The following is a 16,865-nucleotide window of genomic DNA, read 5'->3' as shown; positions in this document are numbered from 1 at the left end:
CCGCCCTACTTCACGGCGATCTGCGCGATCACGGGGCTGCCCGCCACCGCCGGCAGCTTCGCGATCTTGTCGCTCGTGACGTACGAGTACTTGTCGAAGAAGGTGGGGACGATCGGGAAGTCCTGCAGGACGGCCTGCTGCGTCTTCGTGTAGTACCCGTTCGCCTCGTCCTGCGACCCGGCGGAGTCGGCCTTCTCGAGCAGCGAGTCGACGTCGTCGGACTGGTAGTAGCCGGTGCACGGGGAGCAGCCGCCGGCCGTGGTGAACAGCGCACGGAGCGTGTTCTGCTGGCTGATGTACAGCGCGCCCCAGTGGCCGAAGTGCGGGCCGGCGACGGTCTTGTCGGTGAGCTCCGAGTAGTAGGACGCCCAGTCGGTGGTGGCCTTCGCCTCGGCGTCGACGCCCAGGTTCTGCCGGATCTGGTTGGCGTACGCCTCGTACAGGGAGTCGAGGCCGGTGCCGCCCGGGTAGACGAGCGTCATGGTGCCGTCGAAGCCGCCGGCGCTGGCGAGGAGCTTCTTCGCCGCTGCCGGGTCGAACTCGCAGGCGTCGCCGCAGATGCCCTCTTCGGTGCCGGACATCGACGGTGGGGTCAGCGCGGTGGCCGGGTCGTACAGGCCGCCGTAGATCGCGTCGTTGACCTCGTCACGGTCGATCGACATCGAGATCGCGCGGCGCACGTCGGGGTCGGAGTACCGGTCGTCCCACAGCGGGAACCCGAGGTAGTCGATGCCGGGGGCGTCGAAGGAGTGCAGGCGGTCGCCGAAGTCGGCCTTCGCGCTCGTCATCTTGTCGGTCGGCAGGAACAGCACGTCGGCGTTGCCGGCCAGGACGTCGGTGTACGCGGTGTTCATGTCGGAGTAGCTGCGGAAGGTCACCTCGTCGGTGGCGGGCTTCGTGCCCTCGTAGTCCTTCCAGGCCGTGACGGTGAACTCCTGGTCCGCCTTCCACGCCTTCGTCATCTCGTACGGGCCGTTGCCGATCGGCTTCTTGTCGTACGCCTTCAGGTCGTCGTACGCGGCCTCGGGCATCGGGTAGAACGCCGTCTGGGCCTGGCTGAGCTGCAGGGGGAACTGGCTGTCCGCGTGGGTGAGCGTGACCGTGAAGGTGTCCTTGCCGGTGACCTTCAGCCCCGACATCTCCTTGGTCTTCGGCGTGCCCTTCGCCGGGTTGAGGTCGGTGTACCCGACGATCCCGGCGAGCTGACCGCTGTTCTCCCACGCGTTCGGGCCGTAGGCGACGTGGTTCCAGGCCTTCACGTAGCTCTCCGGTGTGACGGCCTCGCCGTTCTGGAACGTCCAGCCGTCCCGCAGCGTGATCGTCCACGTGGTGGCGTCGTCGCTCTCGACGCTCTTCGCCGCGACGTACCGCAGGTCACCGTCGGCGTCGGTCTGGGTGAGCGGCGCGAACACGCTCATCACCTGGTCGAAGGCCACGGTCTGCCGGCCCGGGGTCAGGTGATCGGGCTCGCCGGTCGCGTAGACCAGGCTCGAGGGAGCGTCGTCGTCAGCCGCGCCGCCCGCCGAACAGCCGGTCGCCACCAGTGCCAAGGTTGCCGCCGCGGCCAGCGCGGCGATCGTCCTGCGTCGCATGATCTCTCCTCGATCGGGTGCGGCCGGATCCCTGCCCGGTCGTCGTGGTGGGAAAGCTAGGACGGTTCGAATCCGACCACAAGACTTCTTTCAATGCGCTCTGAGAGTTTTACCGCGCAGAAACACTGACGAAACGACACCCGTCGCGCGACCGGGCCCGTTGTGCCACGCTCGGAACATGCGCCACACACCGCACTTCCTGATGACCGACGTCGACGAGGTCCGACGCCTCATCACCGGGAACCCGTGGGCGACGATCGTGTCGCACACCGCGGCCGGGCTGGTGGCGTCGCACTACCCGGTGCTGCTCGAGACCCCCGGCCCCGACGACGACCCGGACGCCCTCGTGCTGGTGTCCCACGTCGGCCGCCCCGACGAGGTCGCCCACGAACTCGGACGGCACGAGGTCCTCGTCGTGTTCCAGGGTCCGCACGGCTACGTCTCCCCCGCCTGGTACCCGCCGGAGCAGTTCGTGCCCACCTGGAACCACGTCACCGCCCACGTCTGGGGCACCCCCGAGATCCTGTCCGACGACGAGAACTTCCGGGTGCTCGGCGAACTCGTCGACCACTTCGAGCGGGTCATGCCCTCGCCCGTGTCGTTGCAGATCGACGAGGAGACCGCTCGCCGGATGGCCAAGGGCACCGTCGGCATCCGGATCCGCGTCACCCGGTTCGACGCGCGCGCCAAGCTGTCGCAGAACAAGGCTCCCGAGGTGATCGACCGCATCGTCGCCGGGCTGCGGGGCGACGGTCCCTACGCGTCGCCGGCGCTCGCCGACGAGGTCGAGCGGGTCCGGCCCGTCCCGTCCCCGGCGAACGGCCTGGAGGCGTCGTGACGGACATCCTGCTCCGCACCGTCCGGCGGGTGGGCACCTCCGGGGCCCCTGCCGACGTCCGCGTCGTCGATGGTCGCGTCACCGAGATCGCGCCGACCGGCACCCTCGACCCCACGAGCGTCGACACCGACGTGGTGGAGGCCGCCGGCGCCTGGCTCGGCCCGGGGCTCCGCGACCACCACACGCACTTCGACCAGTGGGCGCTCGTCCGCCGCCGCGTCGACGTCACCGGCTGCGACTCCGCCGAGGCGACCGCCGACCTGCTCGCCGCCGTCGCGCGGGCGGGCGTGACGGACCGCGTCCTGGTCGGACACGGCTACCGCGACGGGATGTGGCCGCGCCCTGCGCGACGCGAGCTGCTCGACCAGGCCGCACCGGGCCTCCCGGTCGTCGTGATCAGCGCGGACCTGCACGCGGTGTGGTGCAACGCCCTCGCGCTCGCGCACTTCTCGGCTGCTGTCGGCCGCCCGCTCGAGGCGGGTGAGGACGGGGTCCTGCGCGAGCAGGACGCGTTCGACGTGACCGGAGCGCTGTCGCAGGTGCCGGACGACCTGCTCGACGCCTACGTGGCGGACGCTGCCGAGGCTGCGGCAGCCCGCGGGGTGACGGGCGTGGTCGACCTCGAGATGCGCTTCGGGCTCGACCGCTGGCGCCGCCGGATCCACGCAGGCACCGACGCGATCCGGGTCGCGTCCGGGGTGTACCCGGCCGAGCTCGACGAGGCCATCGCCCGGGGACTGCGCACCGGCGACGTGGTCGACGGCACACGGGGCCTGCTCACGATGGGGCCGTTCAAGGTGGTCACGGACGGGTCGCTCGGCACCCGGACCGCCGCCATGACCGACGGCTCCGGTGTGCTCGCCTGGCCGTTCGAGGAGCTCGTCGCCATCACCCGCCGTGCCGTCGACGCCGGACTCGTCCCCGCGATCCACGCGATCGGCGACCGTGCGAACACCCTGGCGCTCGACGTCTTCGAGTCCGTCGGGGCCCGCGGCACGATCGAGCACGCGCAGTTGCTCGTCGACACCGACGTCGACCGGTTCGCCCGGCTGGGAGTCGCCGCGTCCGTGCAGCCCGAACACGCCATGGACGACCGGGACATCGCCGACCGGCACTGGGCCGGGCACACCGACCGGGCGTTCGCCTTCGCCTCGCTCGCCCGGGCCGGCGCGCACCTGCTGCTCGGGTCGGACGCGCCGGTGGCGCCGCTCGACCCGTGGGTGTCGATGGCGGCGGCCGTCGGGCGGGACCGCGACGGGCGGGACCCGTGGCACCCCGCCGAACGGCTCTCGGCACTCGTCGCGTGGCAGGGGTCGACCGACGGGCGCGTCGGGGTGTCCGTCGGCGACGTGGCGGACCTGGTGCTCGTCGAGACCGACCCGCTGGCCACGTCCTCGTCCGCCGCACTGCGTGGCATGCGGGTGCTCGGGACGGCCGTCGCCGGGCGGTTCACGTACCGGGAGCTGTGACCGGGAGGTGTGAGCGGGCGGGTGCGCCTGTGCCCCGTGAGCTACTTCTGGTCCTTCGGGCACCAGTAGAGCTTCCGACCGGCCATGTCGGCCATCCGGATCTCGGTGCCGCACACCCGGCACGGCTCGCCCTGGCGGTGGTAGACCCAATGGCGGTCCTTGCGGGAGCGCAGGGCCTTCTTGTGGTCGGCCTCGGACAGGTCGTCCATCGTCATCATCAGGCCGTCGCGGACGCCGTCGTGCAACAGCTTCGACCAGTCGGCCCAGAGCGCCTTGGCCTGCTTGACGGTGATCTTCTTGCCGGGCTTGTACGGGTCGATGCGCTGCCGGAACAGCAGCTCGGCGCGGTAGATGTTGCCGATGCCGGCCACGACGGACTGGTCCATGAGCAGCTGCCCGATCGCGACGTTCCGACGGCGGACGTTGTCGACGAAGGTCTTCTCCGCCTCGGGCCCGTCGTCGTTCATCGGGTCGGGGCCGAGCTTGTCGAGCGCGCGCTGCACCTCGGCCGGGGTCTCCACGACGCACGCGGTCGGGCCACGCAGGTCGGCGACGGTGTCCTCGGTGAGGATCCGCACCCGGACCTGGCCGACGGGGTCCGGCGGGAAGGACTCGATCGGGTCCTCCGCCTTCTCCTGCTCGGCCATCCGGTAGCGGGCGAGCCGCGGTGCGCCGATCGAGCTGAGCGACTCTTCGCGGTCGTCGTCGTCGGACAACGCCTCGGCGGTGGAGATCACGCCCGCGAAGTCCCACGCCCCGTACAGCCCGAGGTGGACGCGGAGGAACAGATCGCCCTCGAACTCCAGGAACATCTGCTTCGCCACCGCACGCGCTGCGATCATGCGCTTGCCGTCGAGCTGCGCGGCCCCGGCGGCGAAGCGCCCCTGGGGGCTCGACACCTCGCAGCGCTTGCCGACGAAGTGCCGGGTGAACTGGTTGGCGATGCGGTGGACGGAGTGACCCTCGGGCATGACTACCGTTCTACCCGGTACCCCTGACGGGCCGGACTACGCGTCGATCTGGCGGCCGGCGATCAGCCCGGTGGTCTCGTACTCGGCGAGCTGGGCGATGCGGCGGGCGTGGCGCTCCTCGCCGGAGAACGGCTCGGCGATGAACAGGTCGACGAACCGGATCGCTTCGTCCTCGGTGTGCTGGCGGGCACCGATGGAGATGACGTTGGCGTCGTTGTGCTGCCGGGCGAGCAGGGCGGTCGACTCGTTCCAGACGAGCGCGGCGCGGATGCCCTCGACCTTGTTGGCGGCGATCTGCTCACCGTTGCCGGAACCGCCGAAGACGACACCGAGGGCCTGGACGCCGGCGCGCTGGTCCTGCACCACGGCGTGCGCGGCGTTGATGCAGAACGAGGGGTAGTCGTCGAGCGCGTCGTACTCGGTCGGACCGTGGTCCACCACCTCGTGCCCGGCTTCGGTCAGGTGGGTTGCGAGGGTCTTGTTGAACTCGAGGCCGGCGTGGTCCGTTCCGAGGTGGATGCGCATGGAACCGATCATATTCCTGCGGCTCCGGGGCCCGGACCACCACGGACTACGGCGCGCGGACCACCACCACGAGGTACCGGGTGGGGTCCTCGCCCGGGTTGCGGTAGACGACGTCGGCGGGGTCGCCGAGCTCGATCCGGTCCCCCGCCGCCAGGCGCGTCGGCTCGCCGCCGACGACGACCTCGAGCACGCCGTCGACGACCCAGATGCAGTGCCGCAGGAACGCGTAGGCGGACGCCGGGTAGGCCACCTCGCGGCCGGCCGGGAGGCGCACCTCGGTGACGTCAGCGGGGAACGCCGCGCTCGAGACCGGACGGCGGCGGTACCCGGTGTCGGGATCGGTCCAGGAATCGGCGGTCGCGCCGCGCTGGACCCCGCGCGCCTCGTCGGGGTCCGTCACCCTGGGCACCTCGTGCTCCAGGGCATCGTCGAGGAGCTGCGAGATCGTCAGACCGAAGGCACCCGACAAGCGACCGAGGATCGTCGCGGTGGGGCTGGAGACCCCGCGTTCGACCCGGTTGATCATCGCGCGGGAGACGCCGGACTCCTCGGCGAGCTCGGTGAGGCTCCACTTCCGCTCGGTGCGGAGTCGCTGGAGGCGTTCACCGAGCGCCCGCTGCTCGGCGACCGAGGTGTCGTCGGCGCCGGTTGCGGGATCGGCGTATGCGTCGTCTACGATGTGAGACATGACGACAGCATATGCGACGAACGGGGTCGTGATCCGCGACTGCTCCCCGACCGACCTCGACGTCGTGCACGCCCTGCACGTCGATGCGGTGCTGCACTCCACCGCCATCTGGCAGGACACCCCGCACCCGCGTGCGTACTTCGACGGGTGGCTCGCCGAGCGGCAGGGCGGCGGGTACCCGGTGGTCGTGGCCGAGGTCGACGGCGTCGTGGCCGGGTACGCCACGTACTCGCAGTGGCGGCAGCCGGACGGGTACCGGCACACCGTCGAGCACAGCGTCTACGTGGTCGAGGCGTTCCGCGGCCGGGGCATCGCGACGACCCTGATGGCCGAGCTGGTCGCGCGGGCCACCGCCGAGGGCCGGCACGTCATGATGGCCGGGATCTGCAGCACCAACACGGGGTCGATCGCCCTGCACGAACGCCTGGGGTTCACCACGGTCGCGGTCGTGCCCGAGGTCGGACGCAAGTTCGACCGCTGGCTCGACCTGACGCTCATGCGCCTGCCGCTCGTCTGACGGGACGGGCGGGGCGGGCGCACCACGGGCCTCCCGGCCGCCCGTCGACGAACGGAACCTGGTTCCGGACACGGAACCACGCGATCCCGCGGTGCTGTGTCCGGAACCTGGTTCCGGAGCGTCAGTCGGTGGTGTCGAAGATCGGGCCGACCGTGCGCGAGCGCTTGAGCTCGAAGAACCCGGGGTACTTCGCGACGGCGACGACGCCGTCCCACAGGTCGAGCGCCTCCTGGCCCTTGGGCGCCGGGGAGATGACCGGTCCGAAGAACGCGGTGCCCTCGACGGCGATGACCGGCGTGCCGACGTCCTGTCCGACGCGGTCGATGCCGTCCTGGTGGCTGGCGCGCACGGCGGCGTCGACCTCGTCCGTCCAGGCGTACTCGAGCAGGTCGGCGTCGAGGCCGAGCTCGGCGAGCACGGCGGGGACGACCTGCTCCGGGTCGGACTCCTGGCGGTGGTGGATGTGCTCGCCGAGGGCGTCGTAGAGCGGCTTGACGACGTCCTGCCCGAGCCGGAGCCTCGCCGCCGTCACGATGCGCGGGTAGACCTGGCCGGCGTGCAGGCGCTCCTTGTAGCTCTCCGGCACGTCCTGGTCCTCGTTGAGGACGAACAGGCTCATCACGTTCCAGGTCACGTCGAGGTCGCGGTGCTCGGCGACCTCACCCACCCAGCGGCTCGTCATCCAGGCCCAGGGGCAGTTCGGGTCGAACCAGAACTCCACGGCGGTGCGCGCGGTGGTGGGGTCGGTCGGGTTGTCCACAGTCGTCTCGGTCACGATCCGAGCGTACGCGGCGTCGCTAGGCTGGAACCCATCGTCCCGCCGGCGCACGACGCCGTCCGGGGCCCCGTACGCGGACACCGATCGTCCGCGTCCCCAGCGAAGATGGAGCGTTGCGTGCCCGGAGAGAACCTCACCCGAATCGAAGCCCAGGAGCGCGCGGCCGTCGTCGCCGTGCAGACGTACGACGTCGAGCTCGACCTGACCCGCGGCGCCGACAGCTTCGGCAGCACCACGCGGGTGCGCTTCACCGCCACCGCCGGCGCATCGACCTTCATCGACGCCATCACGAAGACCGTGCACTCGATCACGCTGAACGGCACGGCGCTCGACGTCGCCGCGGTGAACGACGGCGTGCGCATCCAGCTCGACGACCTGCAGGAGCAGAACGAGCTCGTGGTCGTCAGCGACGCGCTGTACACGAACACCGGTGAAGGCCTGCACCGCTTCGTCGACCCGGTGGACGACGAGGTGTACCTGTACTCCCAGTTCGAGGTCCCCGACTCCCGCCGCATGTTCGCGGTGTTCGAGCAGCCCGACCTGAAGGCCGAGTTCTCCTTCACCGTGACGGCGCCGTCGCGGTGGCAGGTCGTCTCGAACTCCCCCACGCCGGAGCCGCACGTCGACGGCGACGTCGCGACCTGGGCCTTCCCGCCCACCGCGCGCATCTCGAGCTACATCACCGCGCTCGTCGCCGGCCCGTACGAGGTCGTGCGCGACGAGCTGACCAGCCGCGACGGCCGGACGATCCCGCTCGGTGTGTTCGCGCGCAAGTCGCTCGCCTCGTACCTCGACCCCGAGTACGTGTTCGACATCACGAAGAAGGGCTTCGCGTACTTCGAGGAGAAGTTCGACGTCGCCTACCCCTTCGACAAGTACGACCAGCTGTTCGTGCCGGAGTTCAACGCCGGTGCGATGGAGAACGCCGGCGCGGTCACCTTCACCGAGACCTACGTGTTCCGGTCGAAGGTCACCGACGCCATCAAGGAGCGCCGGGTCGTCACGATCCTGCACGAGCTCGCCCACATGTGGTTCGGCGACCTGGTCACCATGAAGTGGTGGAACGACCTGTGGCTCAACGAGTCCTTCGCCGAGTGGGCCTCCACGATCGCCACGGCCGAGGCCACCGAGTGGACCGAGGCCTGGACCACGTTCCAGGCCATGGAGAAGTCCTGGGCCTACCGCCAGGACCAGCTCCCCTCGACGCACCCGATCGTCGCGACGATCAACGACCTCGAGGACGTCCAGGTCAACTTCGACGGCATCACCTACGCGAAGGGCGGCTCGGTCCTCAAGCAGCTCGTCGCCTGGGTCGGCATCGACGCGTTCTTCGCCGGTGTCTCCGCGTACTTCAAGAAGCACCACCACTCGAACACCGAGCTCCGCGACCTGCTCGTCGAGCTCGAGGCGACGAGCGGCCGTGAGCTGACCGAGTGGTCGAAGCTCTGGCTCGAGACCGCGGGCGTGAACACCCTGCGTCCCGAGATCGAGACCGACGAGTCCGGCGTCATCACGTCGTTCACCGTCCTGCAGGAAGCCCCCGCCGACTACCCGACGCTGCGCCCGCACCGTCTGGCGATCGGCGTGTACGCCTTCCGGAACGACGAGTCCGCGCCGTTCGGCGCCGACACGGCCTCCGCCGGCGGCAAGCTCGAGCGGGTCCACCGCGTCGAGATCGACGTCGACGGTGCCCGCACCGAGGTGCCCGAGCTCGTCGGCGTCCAGCGCGGCGACCTCGTGCTGCTGAACGACGACGACCTGGCCTACGCCAAGATCCGTCTCGACGAGCACTCCCGGCGCACCGCGATCGAGCACCTCGCGTCGATCGCGAACCCGCTCGCCCGCTCGATCGTCTGGGGTTCCGTGTGGGACGCCACGCGCGACGCCGAGTCCCCGGCCAGCGACTACGTCCGCCTGGTGCTGGGCAACATCGCGACCGAGACCGAGTCGACGACCATCCGCACGACGCTCTCGCAGCTGCTGCTCACCGCACGCAACTACGTGGCACCGGGCTCGGTCGAGGCCACGGTCCGCACCGTCGGCGACACGCTCTGGCAGCTCGCGTCCTCGGCTGAGGCCGGCTCGGACGCGCAGTTCCAGTTCGTGAAGTTCTTCGCGCAGGTCCCGTCCACGCCCGAGCACGTCGCGACCCTGCAGGGCCTCCGCGACGGATCGGTCACCCTGCAGGGCCTCGAGATCGACACCGACCTGCGCTGGGAGCTGCTCGAGGGCCTCGTGCTCGCGGGTGCTGCGGACAACGCCGAGATCGACGCCGAGCTCGCCGCGGACAAGACCGCGTCAGGCGAGCAGGCTGCTGCCCGCGCCCGGGCGACGATCCCCACGGCCGAGGGCAAGCTGGCGGCGTTCTCGTCACTGGTCGACTCGTCCGAGCTGCCGAACGCCATCGTGCGCCAGACCACGGTCGGGTTCCAGCACGTGAACAGCCCGGTGCTGCTCGAGGGCCTCGTGCCGAAGTACTTCGAGGTGCTCACGCGCATCTGGGCCGAGCGCAGCTACCACATGGCGGACACCATCGTCTCGGGCCTCTACCCGGCGCCGCTCGCGTCGGCCGAGCTCCGTGACGCCGCCGCCGCGTGGCTCGAGGAGCACCCGGAGACGCCGGCGCTGCGCCGCATCGTGTCCGAGAGCCTCGCGGGCACCGAGCGCGCACTCCGGGTCCAGGCCGCCGACGCCTGACCCCTGCTCTGATCCGGCGGGGTCTTGGTGTTCCTCCAGGGATGCCGAGGCCCCGCCGCTTAGCATCGACCGGATATGAACTTGGCTGCAACGACCGAAGACACGTCCAAACTGGTCTCGAACGCGTTCACGGACTTCGTCGACACCTGGCAGGCACCGATCACGATCGTCATCACGATCATCGCCGCGATCATCCTCCGGCTGATCCTGCGCCGGATGATCAAGCAGGTCGTCGACCGGATCGTGAACGGCGTCAAGAAGCGCCAGGGAGCCGCTGACACCCAGGCCCTCATCGCGTCGCCCGTGCAGACCGCTCGGGTCGTCCAGCGCACCCGGACGCTCGGCAGCGTCCTCGAGAACCTCGCCACCGTCGTCGTGGTCGCGATCGCACTCGTCATCATCGCCACTGCTGTGTGGAAGGGCGCCGCGGTCGGCATCGTCGGTGGTGCGTCCCTCGTCGCAGCCGGCCTCGCCGTCGGCGCCCAGTCCATCGTGAAGGACCTGCTGTCCGGCATCTTCATGATCCTCGAGGACCAGGCCGGCGTCGGAGACGTCGTCGACACCGGGCAGGCCACCGGCGTCGTCGAGAACGTCGGGCTGCGCGTCATGCAGATCCGCGACGTGAACGGCATCCTGTGGTTCGTGCCGAACGGCCAGATCCTGCGCGTCGGCAACCTGTCGCAGGGCTGGTCGCGCGTGCTGGTCGACATCACCGTGCCCTACGACACCGACATCGACGCCGTGCAGGACGCCCTGCTCAAGGCCGCCGTCACGATGTCGCAGGAGTCCCGCTGGCGGCAGCGGATCGTCGAGAAGCCGGAGATCTGGGGCCTGCAGTCGATCACCGACGCCGGCATGGTCTTCCGCCTCGTCGTGAAGACCCGCGCGTCCGAACTCGACGTCGTCGGCCGGGAGCTCCGCACCCGCCTGAAGCACGCCGTCGACGAACTCGGCATCACCCTGCCCGCGATGGCGATGATCATGCCCGAGGGCTGGGAGAACGCCACCTCGATCAACGGCCTGCGCACCGTCCGCACCCAGCCGACGCCGGCGCCCACAAAGCCCCGGCGGACCAAGCGCAACATCCTCGGGCAGCCGATCCGCACCGACGACCCCGACAGCGGGAAGGACGCCCGATGACCGACCCCACACCCCCGAGCGGCACGGGCGGGCCCGCAGCACGCGGCTCGCTCGGCATGCCCGGCGCCCCCGGCATGCCCGGCTCGGTCGGCGTCCCGGCGCAGCCGATCACCCTGCGCGTCGGGGAGCACGGCGCCTCGGCCACCGGGTCGCTGTACGAGCGGATCGGCGGCGCTCCGACCTTCGACCGGCTCGTCCGGCGCTTCTACGAGGGCGTGCAGCAGGACGAGGTCATCTGGCCGATGTACCCGGCCGACGACCTCGAGGGTGCGATCTGGCGCCTCTCCGCCTTCCTGCAGCAGTACTGGGGCGGCCCCGGCACCTACAGCGAACAGCGCGGCCACCCCCGCCTGCGGATGCGGCACAACCCGTTCCGCATCACGTCCGAGGCGCGGGAACGCTGGCTCCACCACATGCACGAGGCGGTCGAGTCACTCGAGCTCGCGCCCCTCGACGAATCCGAGCTCTGGGGCTACCTCGACCGCGCTGCCCACGCGATGACGAACACCTTCGACTGACCCGCGCGGCACACGCCGTCGTGTCGTCGAGACGCCGCCGAATCCGGCGGCGTCTCGACGCTCCCGCGGCGTCTTCCGCTGACGCCGGCGTGCAGTGATCGTCGCGAGCGGCGGACGGGAGGCCCGTGGCGGCGCCGCCACGGGCCTCCCGTCCGACTGTTCCCGCGTCTCGTGCCCGCGGAACGCCGGCATGTCCGTCCGACGCCGCCATGTGCGTTCCACGCCTCCGAATTCGGCGGCGTCTCGCGGGACCGGCGGCGTGTTCGCGGGACGCCGGCGTCTTCGGGCAGCGCGTCTCAGCGCGGTCAGCGCACGTATGAGCCGGAGGCGAGGTCCTCGACCAGGGACGGCCGCGACGGCCGCCAGCCGAAGGCCGACCGGGCGTGTGCGCCGGACGCCTCCTGGTGCAGCAGCAGTGCGTCGGCGTAGTCCCGCCCGAGCCGTTCGCGGGTCGCGTCCACGCTCTCGGCGACGACCGGTGCACCGTGGGCCCCGGCCTCGGCGATCTGCCGGACGGTCGGGTTGTCGCCGGTCGCGGCGACGATGTACCCGTCGGGCTCGCCGCGGTGCAGCGCGAGGACGTAGAGCTCGCCGAGGTCGTCGACGTGCACCGTCGTCCAGCGCTGCGAGCCGTCGCCCACCAGCCGCACCGGCTGCTCGCCGTCGCTGACGAACATCGCCGGGATGCCGGCGCCGCGCCCGTACACGATGCCGGGGGCGACGATGGTGCTCCGCACGTCGCTCCCCCGCAGCAGGGCCTCGTTCGGTCCGCGCCAGGCGGTCAACGCCGGCGGGTCGATCGGCGACTGCTCGGAGATGTCCATCGAGTCACCGAAGGTGAAGATCCCGCCGGTGTGCACGAACGGCTTGGGCGTGCCGGCCAGGGCACCGATCGCGGTGCGGATGAAGTCCGGGTCGACGCCGGGCGCCGATGCCGTGTGGACGACGCCGTCGCTCTCGTGCAGCAGGCGTTCGACGACGTCGGTGTCGGTGACGTCACCGACCAGGGCCCGGCCACCGGCGTCACGGACGTGCTGGGCCTTCTCGTCGGACCGGACGAGCGCGGTGACCTCGTCGCCGTGGGCCACGAGGGAGCGGAGGACGGAGGAGCCGATGTAGCCGGACGCACCGGTGAGGAAGACGTGCATGCGGCCAGCCAACCACGGCGGCCGGGCGGCGTCGCGGTCGGCGGTGGTCGGTGCCCCGTCGTCCTTGTCGTCGTCGCTAGGAGCTGAGGGTCCAGGCGCGGCGCTTCACGAGCACGTGGCCGCGCGAGGTCGTGAGTCGGCTCCACGGACCCGTCTCGAACAGCCGGACCGGGTCGTGCCCGAGGAACCCGAGGCTCTCGCCCGCGAAGCCCGCACCGGCGGGCAGGTGCTCGACGCCGGGAACCGGTCGGCCCCAGACCTCGGCACGGATCCGCCGGACGATGGCCTCGCCGGCGTTGGACGGCACGGCGTCGGCGACCTCGGCGATGCCGTCGCGGGTGGCGCGGCGGAGGAGTTCCGGTGAGACGTCCGGCAGCGGGACCCAGCCACCGCGGGGCGGGGAGATGGCCGCCCACGTCACGGTGTGCACCTCGTGCGGCAGCTCGACCTCGATCGGGGTGGCCCGCGTCGGGTCGGCGCCCTCGGCGTGTTCGGCGTCCTGCGCCTCGGCCAGCAGGCGGAGGCGCTCGAGGAGCGACTGCAGCGGGACCACGGTGTCGATCGACGCGGGTTCGGTGAGCGAGAACGTGCGGAGGCCGAGCACCGTCGGCAGTTCGTCGAGCAGCCCGAGCGGGTAGAGGATCGCCGTGTAGACGGCCAGGACGCCGGAGTCGGCGATGAGCCGGACCGAGCCGTCCTCGATCCGAGCGGCACGTCCGAGGTACGTGCGGAGGTCACCGAGCGAGGCGGCGTCGGGAAGCGTGAACGAGTTGCCCATGTCGTCCCCGATCCTACCGGCCGTCGACGCCGCGGCACCTGAGCGCGACGACCTGCGACGGCGGCGGGCAGCCGTTCGTAGACTGCACAGCGTGAACGGCGAACCCGACTTCCTGCGGACCCTGCGACTCGAGGACACCGGCGCGAGCACGGGCGAGACGATCCTGACCGGTGCCAGCCACTGGTCCCCCGGCGGACGGGTGTTCGGCGGGCAGGTGCTGGCGCAGTGCATCGTCGCCGCGCAGCGCACGATCGAGGGACGCGACGTCCACTCGATGCACGGCTACTTCCTGCGGCCCGGCGACATCGACGTGCCGATCACCTTCGGCGTCGAGCGCATCCACGACGGCCGGTCGTTCGCGGCTCGTCGCGTGCAGGCCTACCAGCGCGGTGTCCCGATCTTCTCGATGATCGCGTCGTTCCAGGTGCCCGACACCGGCATCGAGCACCAGGACCCGTACCCGGTGGACACCCCGGACCCGGAGTCCCTGCCGTCGGCCGCGTCGATCCTGTCCGCGATCGACCACCCGGTCGCACGTGCCTGGGCCGCGCGGTCCATCGACCTGCGACACGTCGAGGGCCCGGTGTTCGTCGACGTGCAGGGCGAGCACGTGCCGCACCAGGCGGTCTGGTTCCGCGTGCAGGGCGACCTGCCGGACGACCCGGCGCTCCACCGCGCGGTGCTCGGGTACGCGAGCGACCTGTCGATCCTCGAGCCGATCATGCGGCGGCACGGCGTCGCCTGGGGCACCCCGGGGGTCAAGAGCGCGAGCCTCGACCACGCCATGTGGTGGCACCGTGACGGTCGCGCCGACGAGTGGATCCTGTACACGCAGGAGTCCCCGAGCGCACAGGGCGGACGGGGACTCGCGTTCGGTCGGATGTTCTCCCGTGACGGCACGCTGCTGGCGACCGTCGCCCAGGAGGGCATGATGCGGGTGCCTACGGCCGGCTGAACTGCACGGGTTCCTCGAGGTAGCGCTCGCACGCGGCACGCTCGGTGTCGGTGAGCCGACGCGGACGGTTCGTCGCCGCGTCGACCATCACGAGTGCCGTCGTCGCCCGGGTGTACAGGACGGCGGGGTGCTGCCCCACCGGTGACCAGACCTCGTACGAGACGTCGATGCTCGCGCCCCCGAGCCGCCCGATCCACATCTGGATGTCGAGCGGTTGGCGGAGGTACGGGATCGACGCCAGGTACTCCAGGCGCTGGCCGGCGATCACCGTCATGGTGCCGGAACCCGGCCGGCCGTCGATGATCGGCTCGGGCAGGTCGCCGTCGGGGTCCTCACCGGGATCGGCACCCCAGAACCCCACGATGCGCGCCTCTTCGAGGAGGCGCAGCATCGCGGAGTTGTTGACGTGACCGTAGGCGTCGATGTCGCTCCACCGCATGCGGATGGGAGCGTGCAGTCTCGCCACGAGGATCAGTCGCGGGTGAGCTTGCGGTACGTCGCGCGACCGGGCTTCGCGGCATCGGCACCGAGGCGCTCGATCTTGTTCTCCTCGTAGGCCTCGAAGTTGCCCTCGAACCAGTACCAGTTCGGCGTGCCGTCCTCGTTGAGACCCTCCCACGCCAGGATGTGCGTGGCGATGCGGTCGAGGAACCACCGGTCGTGGGTGATGACCACGGCGCAACCGGGGTACTCGAGCAGGGCGTTCTCGAGGCTGCCGAGCGTCTCGACGTCCAGGTCGTTGGTCGGCTCGTCGAGGAGGAGCAGGTTGCCGCCCTGCTTGAGCGTCAGCGCCAGGTTCAGACGGTTGCGCTCACCACCGGACAGGATGCCGGCGCGCTTCTGCTGGTCCGGGCCCTTGAAGCCGAACTGCGACACGTAGGCGCGGGACGGGATCTCGGTCTTGCCGACCTGGATGTAGTCGAGTCCGTCGGACACGACCTCCCACAGGTTCTTGTTCGGGTCGATACCGCCGCGGGTCTGGTCGACGTAGGAGATCTGGACGGTGTCGCCGATCTTCAGCGTGCCGCCGTCGAGGGGCTCGAGGCCGACGATCGTCTTGAAGAGCGTGGTCTTGCCGACACCGTTCGGGCCGATGACGCCGACGATGCCGTTGCGGGGCAGCGTGAACGACAGGTCGCCGATGATGACGCGCTCACCGAACTGCTTGCGCAGGTGCTCGGCGTCGATGACCTGCGAACCCAGACGCGGGCCGACCGGGATCACGATCTCCTCGAAGTCGAGCTTGCGGGTGCGCTCGGCCTCGGTGACCATCTCCTCGTACCGGGCGAGACGGGCCTTCGACTTCGCCTGGCGGCCCTTGGTGTTGCTCCGGACCCAGTCGAGCTCGGACGACAGGCGCTTCGCGAGCTTGGCGTCCTTCTTGCCCTGGACCTCGAGGCGAGCACGCTTCTTCTCGAGGTAGGTCGAGTAGTTGCCCTCGTACGGGTACAGGCGGCCGCGGTCGACCTCGGCGATCCACTGGGCGACGTGGTCCAGGAAGTACCGGTCGTGGGTCACGGCGAGGACGGCGCCGTGGTACTGCTGCAGGTGCTGCTCGAGCCAGAGCACACTCTCGGCGTCGAGGTGGTTGGTGGGCTCGTCGAGGAGGAGCAGGTCGGGCTTCTGGAGCAGCAGCTTGCAGAGCGCGACGCGGCGCTTCTCACCACCGGACAGGTGGGTGACGAGTTCGTCCCCCGGGGGGCACTGCAGCGCGGCCATGGCCTGCTCGAGCTGGGAGTCGAGGTCCCACGCGTCGGCGGCGTCGATGTCCTCCTGCAGGGTGCCCATCTCGGCCAGGAGCGCGTCGAAGTCGGCGTCCGGCTCGGCCATGAGCGCCGAGATCTCGTTGAAGCGTGCGAGCTTGCCGTGGATCTCGCCCACGCCTTCCTGCACGTTCTCGAGCACGGTCTTGCTCTCGTCGAGCTCCGGCTCCTGCATGAGGATGCCGACGCTGAAGCCCGGCGTGAGCTTCGCCTCGCCGTTGGACGGCTGGTCGAGACCCGCCATGATCTTCAGGATCGTCGACTTGCCCGCGCCGTTCGGTCCGACGACGCCGATCTTGGCACCGGGGAGGAACGACATCGTGACGTCGTCGAGGATCAGCTTGTCGCCGACCGCCTTGCGGGCGCGGACCATCTGGTAGATGTACTCAGCCATATCGGCCCCAAGTGTAGTGACACCGTCGGAGCACCGCTCGCCCGACGCCGGATCGCCGCTTCCCGCACCTGTACGAACAGGCCTGTTGTTCGTG

Annotated in this window: 16 protein-coding genes; 7 read left to right on the top strand and 9 right to left on the bottom strand. The window is 70.6% G+C overall.

All coding sequences use genetic code 11. The features are described 5' to 3' along the window. Window positions 1–5 precede the first annotated feature (5 nt). Window positions 6–1,592 (bottom strand): peptide ABC transporter substrate-binding protein, encoded by a 1,587-nt coding sequence (locus DEJ29_RS05390; RefSeq protein WP_258375985.1) that lies wholly within the window; start codon window positions 1,590–1,592, stop codon window positions 6–8. A 178-nt stretch (window positions 1,593–1,770) separates the two neighbouring features. Between DEJ29_RS05390 and DEJ29_RS05385 the strand changes: the two genes are divergently transcribed. Continuing rightward, the gene (locus DEJ29_RS05385; protein WP_110864894.1) at window positions 1,771–2,430 is read left to right on the top strand and encodes an FMN-binding negative transcriptional regulator; all 660 of its coding nucleotides are present in this window, start codon (window positions 1,771–1,773) and stop codon (window positions 2,428–2,430) included. After that, window positions 2,427–3,899: an amidohydrolase gene (locus tag DEJ29_RS05380; protein WP_111095456.1), complete on the top strand. Its 1,473-nt coding sequence runs from the start codon at window positions 2,427–2,429 to the stop codon at window positions 3,897–3,899. Before DEJ29_RS05385 ends, DEJ29_RS05380 begins: the two co-directional genes overlap by 4 nt. A gap of 41 nt (window positions 3,900–3,940) precedes the next feature. On the opposite strand, the gene DEJ29_RS05375 is transcribed toward DEJ29_RS05380, so the two are convergent. From DEJ29_RS05375 to DEJ29_RS05365, 3 genes are read right to left on the bottom strand one after another with little or no spacing between them, the layout of a single operon-like run. Beyond that, window positions 3,941–4,870 (bottom strand): Fpg/Nei family DNA glycosylase, encoded by a 930-nt coding sequence (locus tag DEJ29_RS05375; RefSeq protein ID WP_071246661.1) that lies wholly within the window; start codon window positions 4,868–4,870, stop codon window positions 3,941–3,943. A 36-nt stretch (window positions 4,871–4,906) separates the two neighbouring features. Then, window positions 4,907–5,395: a ribose-5-phosphate isomerase gene (locus DEJ29_RS05370; RefSeq protein ID WP_027464669.1), complete on the bottom strand. Its 489-nt coding sequence runs from the start codon at window positions 5,393–5,395 to the stop codon at window positions 4,907–4,909. Window positions 5,396–5,441: 46 nt separating this feature from the next. Continuing rightward, a complete protein-coding gene (locus DEJ29_RS05365) occupies window positions 5,442–6,083 on the bottom strand; it encodes a helix-turn-helix domain-containing protein (RefSeq protein WP_110864896.1) in 642 nt (213 codons plus the stop codon). Between DEJ29_RS05365 and DEJ29_RS05360 the strand changes: the two genes are divergently transcribed. After that, window positions 6,082–6,600, top strand: coding sequence for a GNAT family N-acetyltransferase (locus DEJ29_RS05360; RefSeq protein ID WP_111095457.1), 519 nt, complete (start codon window positions 6,082–6,084; stop codon window positions 6,598–6,600). The genes DEJ29_RS05365 and DEJ29_RS05360 overlap by 2 nt on opposite strands. 121 nt (window positions 6,601–6,721) lie before the next feature. On the opposite strand, the gene DEJ29_RS05355 is transcribed toward DEJ29_RS05360, so the two are convergent. After that, a complete protein-coding gene (locus DEJ29_RS05355; RefSeq protein ID WP_244993485.1) occupies window positions 6,722–7,282 on the bottom strand; it encodes a mycothiol-dependent nitroreductase Rv2466c family protein in 561 nt (186 codons plus the stop codon). A gap of 213 nt (window positions 7,283–7,495) precedes the next feature. Here DEJ29_RS05355 and pepN point away from each other — a divergent pair, with 213 nt between their 5' ends. From pepN to DEJ29_RS05340, 3 genes are all read left to right on the top strand, one after another. Continuing rightward, window positions 7,496–10,075 carry an aminopeptidase N gene (pepN, locus tag DEJ29_RS05350; protein WP_111024196.1) on the top strand — a complete coding sequence of 860 codons (2,580 nt, stop codon included), beginning with the start codon at window positions 7,496–7,498 and terminating at the stop codon, window positions 10,073–10,075. Between the two features lie 75 nt (window positions 10,076–10,150). Then, window positions 10,151–11,215 (top strand): mechanosensitive ion channel family protein, encoded by a 1,065-nt coding sequence (locus DEJ29_RS05345; protein ID WP_111095458.1) that lies wholly within the window; start codon window positions 10,151–10,153, stop codon window positions 11,213–11,215. After that, window positions 11,212–11,733, top strand: coding sequence for a globin (locus DEJ29_RS05340; protein ID WP_284174118.1), 522 nt, complete (start codon window positions 11,212–11,214; stop codon window positions 11,731–11,733). Before DEJ29_RS05345 ends, DEJ29_RS05340 begins: the two co-directional genes overlap by 4 nt. A gap of 305 nt (window positions 11,734–12,038) precedes the next feature. Here the strand turns inward: DEJ29_RS05340 and DEJ29_RS05335 are convergent, their stop codons facing one another. Both DEJ29_RS05335 and DEJ29_RS05330 read right to left on the bottom strand, forming a co-directional pair. Further along, window positions 12,039–12,881, bottom strand: a complete 843-nt coding sequence (locus tag DEJ29_RS05335) for an NAD-dependent epimerase/dehydratase family protein (protein ID WP_111095459.1) — start codon at window positions 12,879–12,881, stop codon at window positions 12,039–12,041. A 76-nt stretch (window positions 12,882–12,957) separates the two neighbouring features. Continuing rightward, entirely contained in the window at window positions 12,958–13,659 is a 702-nt protein-coding gene (locus DEJ29_RS05330) for a DUF8185 domain-containing protein (RefSeq protein ID WP_071405518.1), read from the bottom strand. A gap of 91 nt (window positions 13,660–13,750) precedes the next feature. Here DEJ29_RS05330 and DEJ29_RS05325 point away from each other — a divergent pair, with 91 nt between their 5' ends. Further along, window positions 13,751–14,614: an acyl-CoA thioesterase gene (locus DEJ29_RS05325; RefSeq protein WP_111047794.1), complete on the top strand. Its 864-nt coding sequence runs from the start codon at window positions 13,751–13,753 to the stop codon at window positions 14,612–14,614. Here the strand turns inward: DEJ29_RS05325 and DEJ29_RS05320 are convergent. Together DEJ29_RS05320 and ettA are read right to left on the bottom strand one after the other, a co-directional pair. Continuing rightward, window positions 14,601–15,053 carry an acyl-CoA thioesterase gene (locus DEJ29_RS05320; RefSeq protein WP_071405517.1) on the bottom strand — a complete coding sequence of 151 codons (453 nt, stop codon included), beginning with the start codon at window positions 15,051–15,053 and terminating at the stop codon, window positions 14,601–14,603. The two genes, DEJ29_RS05325 and DEJ29_RS05320, sit on opposite strands and share 14 nt — an antisense overlap. 32 nt (window positions 15,054–15,085) lie before the next feature. Next, window positions 15,086–16,771, bottom strand: coding sequence for an energy-dependent translational throttle protein EttA (ettA, locus tag DEJ29_RS05315; protein WP_071405516.1), 1,686 nt, complete (start codon window positions 16,769–16,771; stop codon window positions 15,086–15,088). Window positions 16,772–16,865 lie beyond the last annotated feature (94 nt).

This window comes from Curtobacterium sp. MCPF17_021 (assembly GCF_003234605.2).
GTDB lineage: Bacteria > Actinomycetota > Actinomycetes > Actinomycetales > Microbacteriaceae > Curtobacterium > Curtobacterium flaccumfaciens.
This window is presented reverse-complemented; position numbering and strand designations above follow the sequence as displayed.

What these genes read in the sequence shown, in the direction of transcription:
- DEJ29_RS05355 (WP_244993485.1), bottom strand. Translation starts at nt 7,282, where the DNA reads ATGACGAGCCGCTGGGTGGGTGAGGTCGCCGAGCACCGCGACCTCGAC.
- DEJ29_RS05370 (WP_027464669.1), bottom strand. Translation starts at nt 5,395, where the DNA reads ATGCGCATCCACCTCGGAACGGACCACGCCGGCCTCGAGTTCAACAAG.
- DEJ29_RS05320 (WP_071405517.1), bottom strand. Translation starts at nt 15,053, where the DNA reads ATGCGGTGGAGCGACATCGACGCCTACGGTCACGTCAACAACTCCGCG.
- DEJ29_RS05385 (WP_110864894.1), top strand. Translation starts at nt 1,771, where the DNA reads ATGCGCCACACACCGCACTTCCTGATGACCGACGTCGACGAGGTCCGA.
- DEJ29_RS05335 (WP_111095459.1), bottom strand. Translation starts at nt 12,881, where the DNA reads ATGCACGTCTTCCTCACCGGTGCGTCCGGCTACATCGGCTCCTCCGTC.
- DEJ29_RS05340 (WP_284174118.1), top strand. Translation starts at nt 11,212, where the DNA reads ATGACCGACCCCACACCCCCGAGCGGCACGGGCGGGCCCGCAGCACGC.
- DEJ29_RS05375 (WP_071246661.1), bottom strand. Translation starts at nt 4,870, where the DNA reads ATGCCCGAGGGTCACTCCGTCCACCGCATCGCCAACCAGTTCACCCGG.
- DEJ29_RS05390 (WP_258375985.1), bottom strand. Translation starts at nt 1,592, where the DNA reads ATGCGACGCAGGACGATCGCCGCGCTGGCCGCGGCGGCAACCTTGGCA.
- DEJ29_RS05360 (WP_111095457.1), top strand. Translation starts at nt 6,082, where the DNA reads ATGACGACAGCATATGCGACGAACGGGGTCGTGATCCGCGACTGCTCC.
- ettA (WP_071405516.1), bottom strand. Translation starts at nt 16,771, where the DNA reads ATGGCTGAGTACATCTACCAGATGGTCCGCGCCCGCAAGGCGGTCGGC.
- DEJ29_RS05365 (WP_110864896.1), bottom strand. Translation starts at nt 6,083, where the DNA reads ATGTCTCACATCGTAGACGACGCATACGCCGATCCCGCAACCGGCGCC.
- DEJ29_RS05330 (WP_071405518.1), bottom strand. Translation starts at nt 13,659, where the DNA reads ATGGGCAACTCGTTCACGCTTCCCGACGCCGCCTCGCTCGGTGACCTC.
- DEJ29_RS05345 (WP_111095458.1), top strand. Translation starts at nt 10,151, where the DNA reads ATGAACTTGGCTGCAACGACCGAAGACACGTCCAAACTGGTCTCGAAC.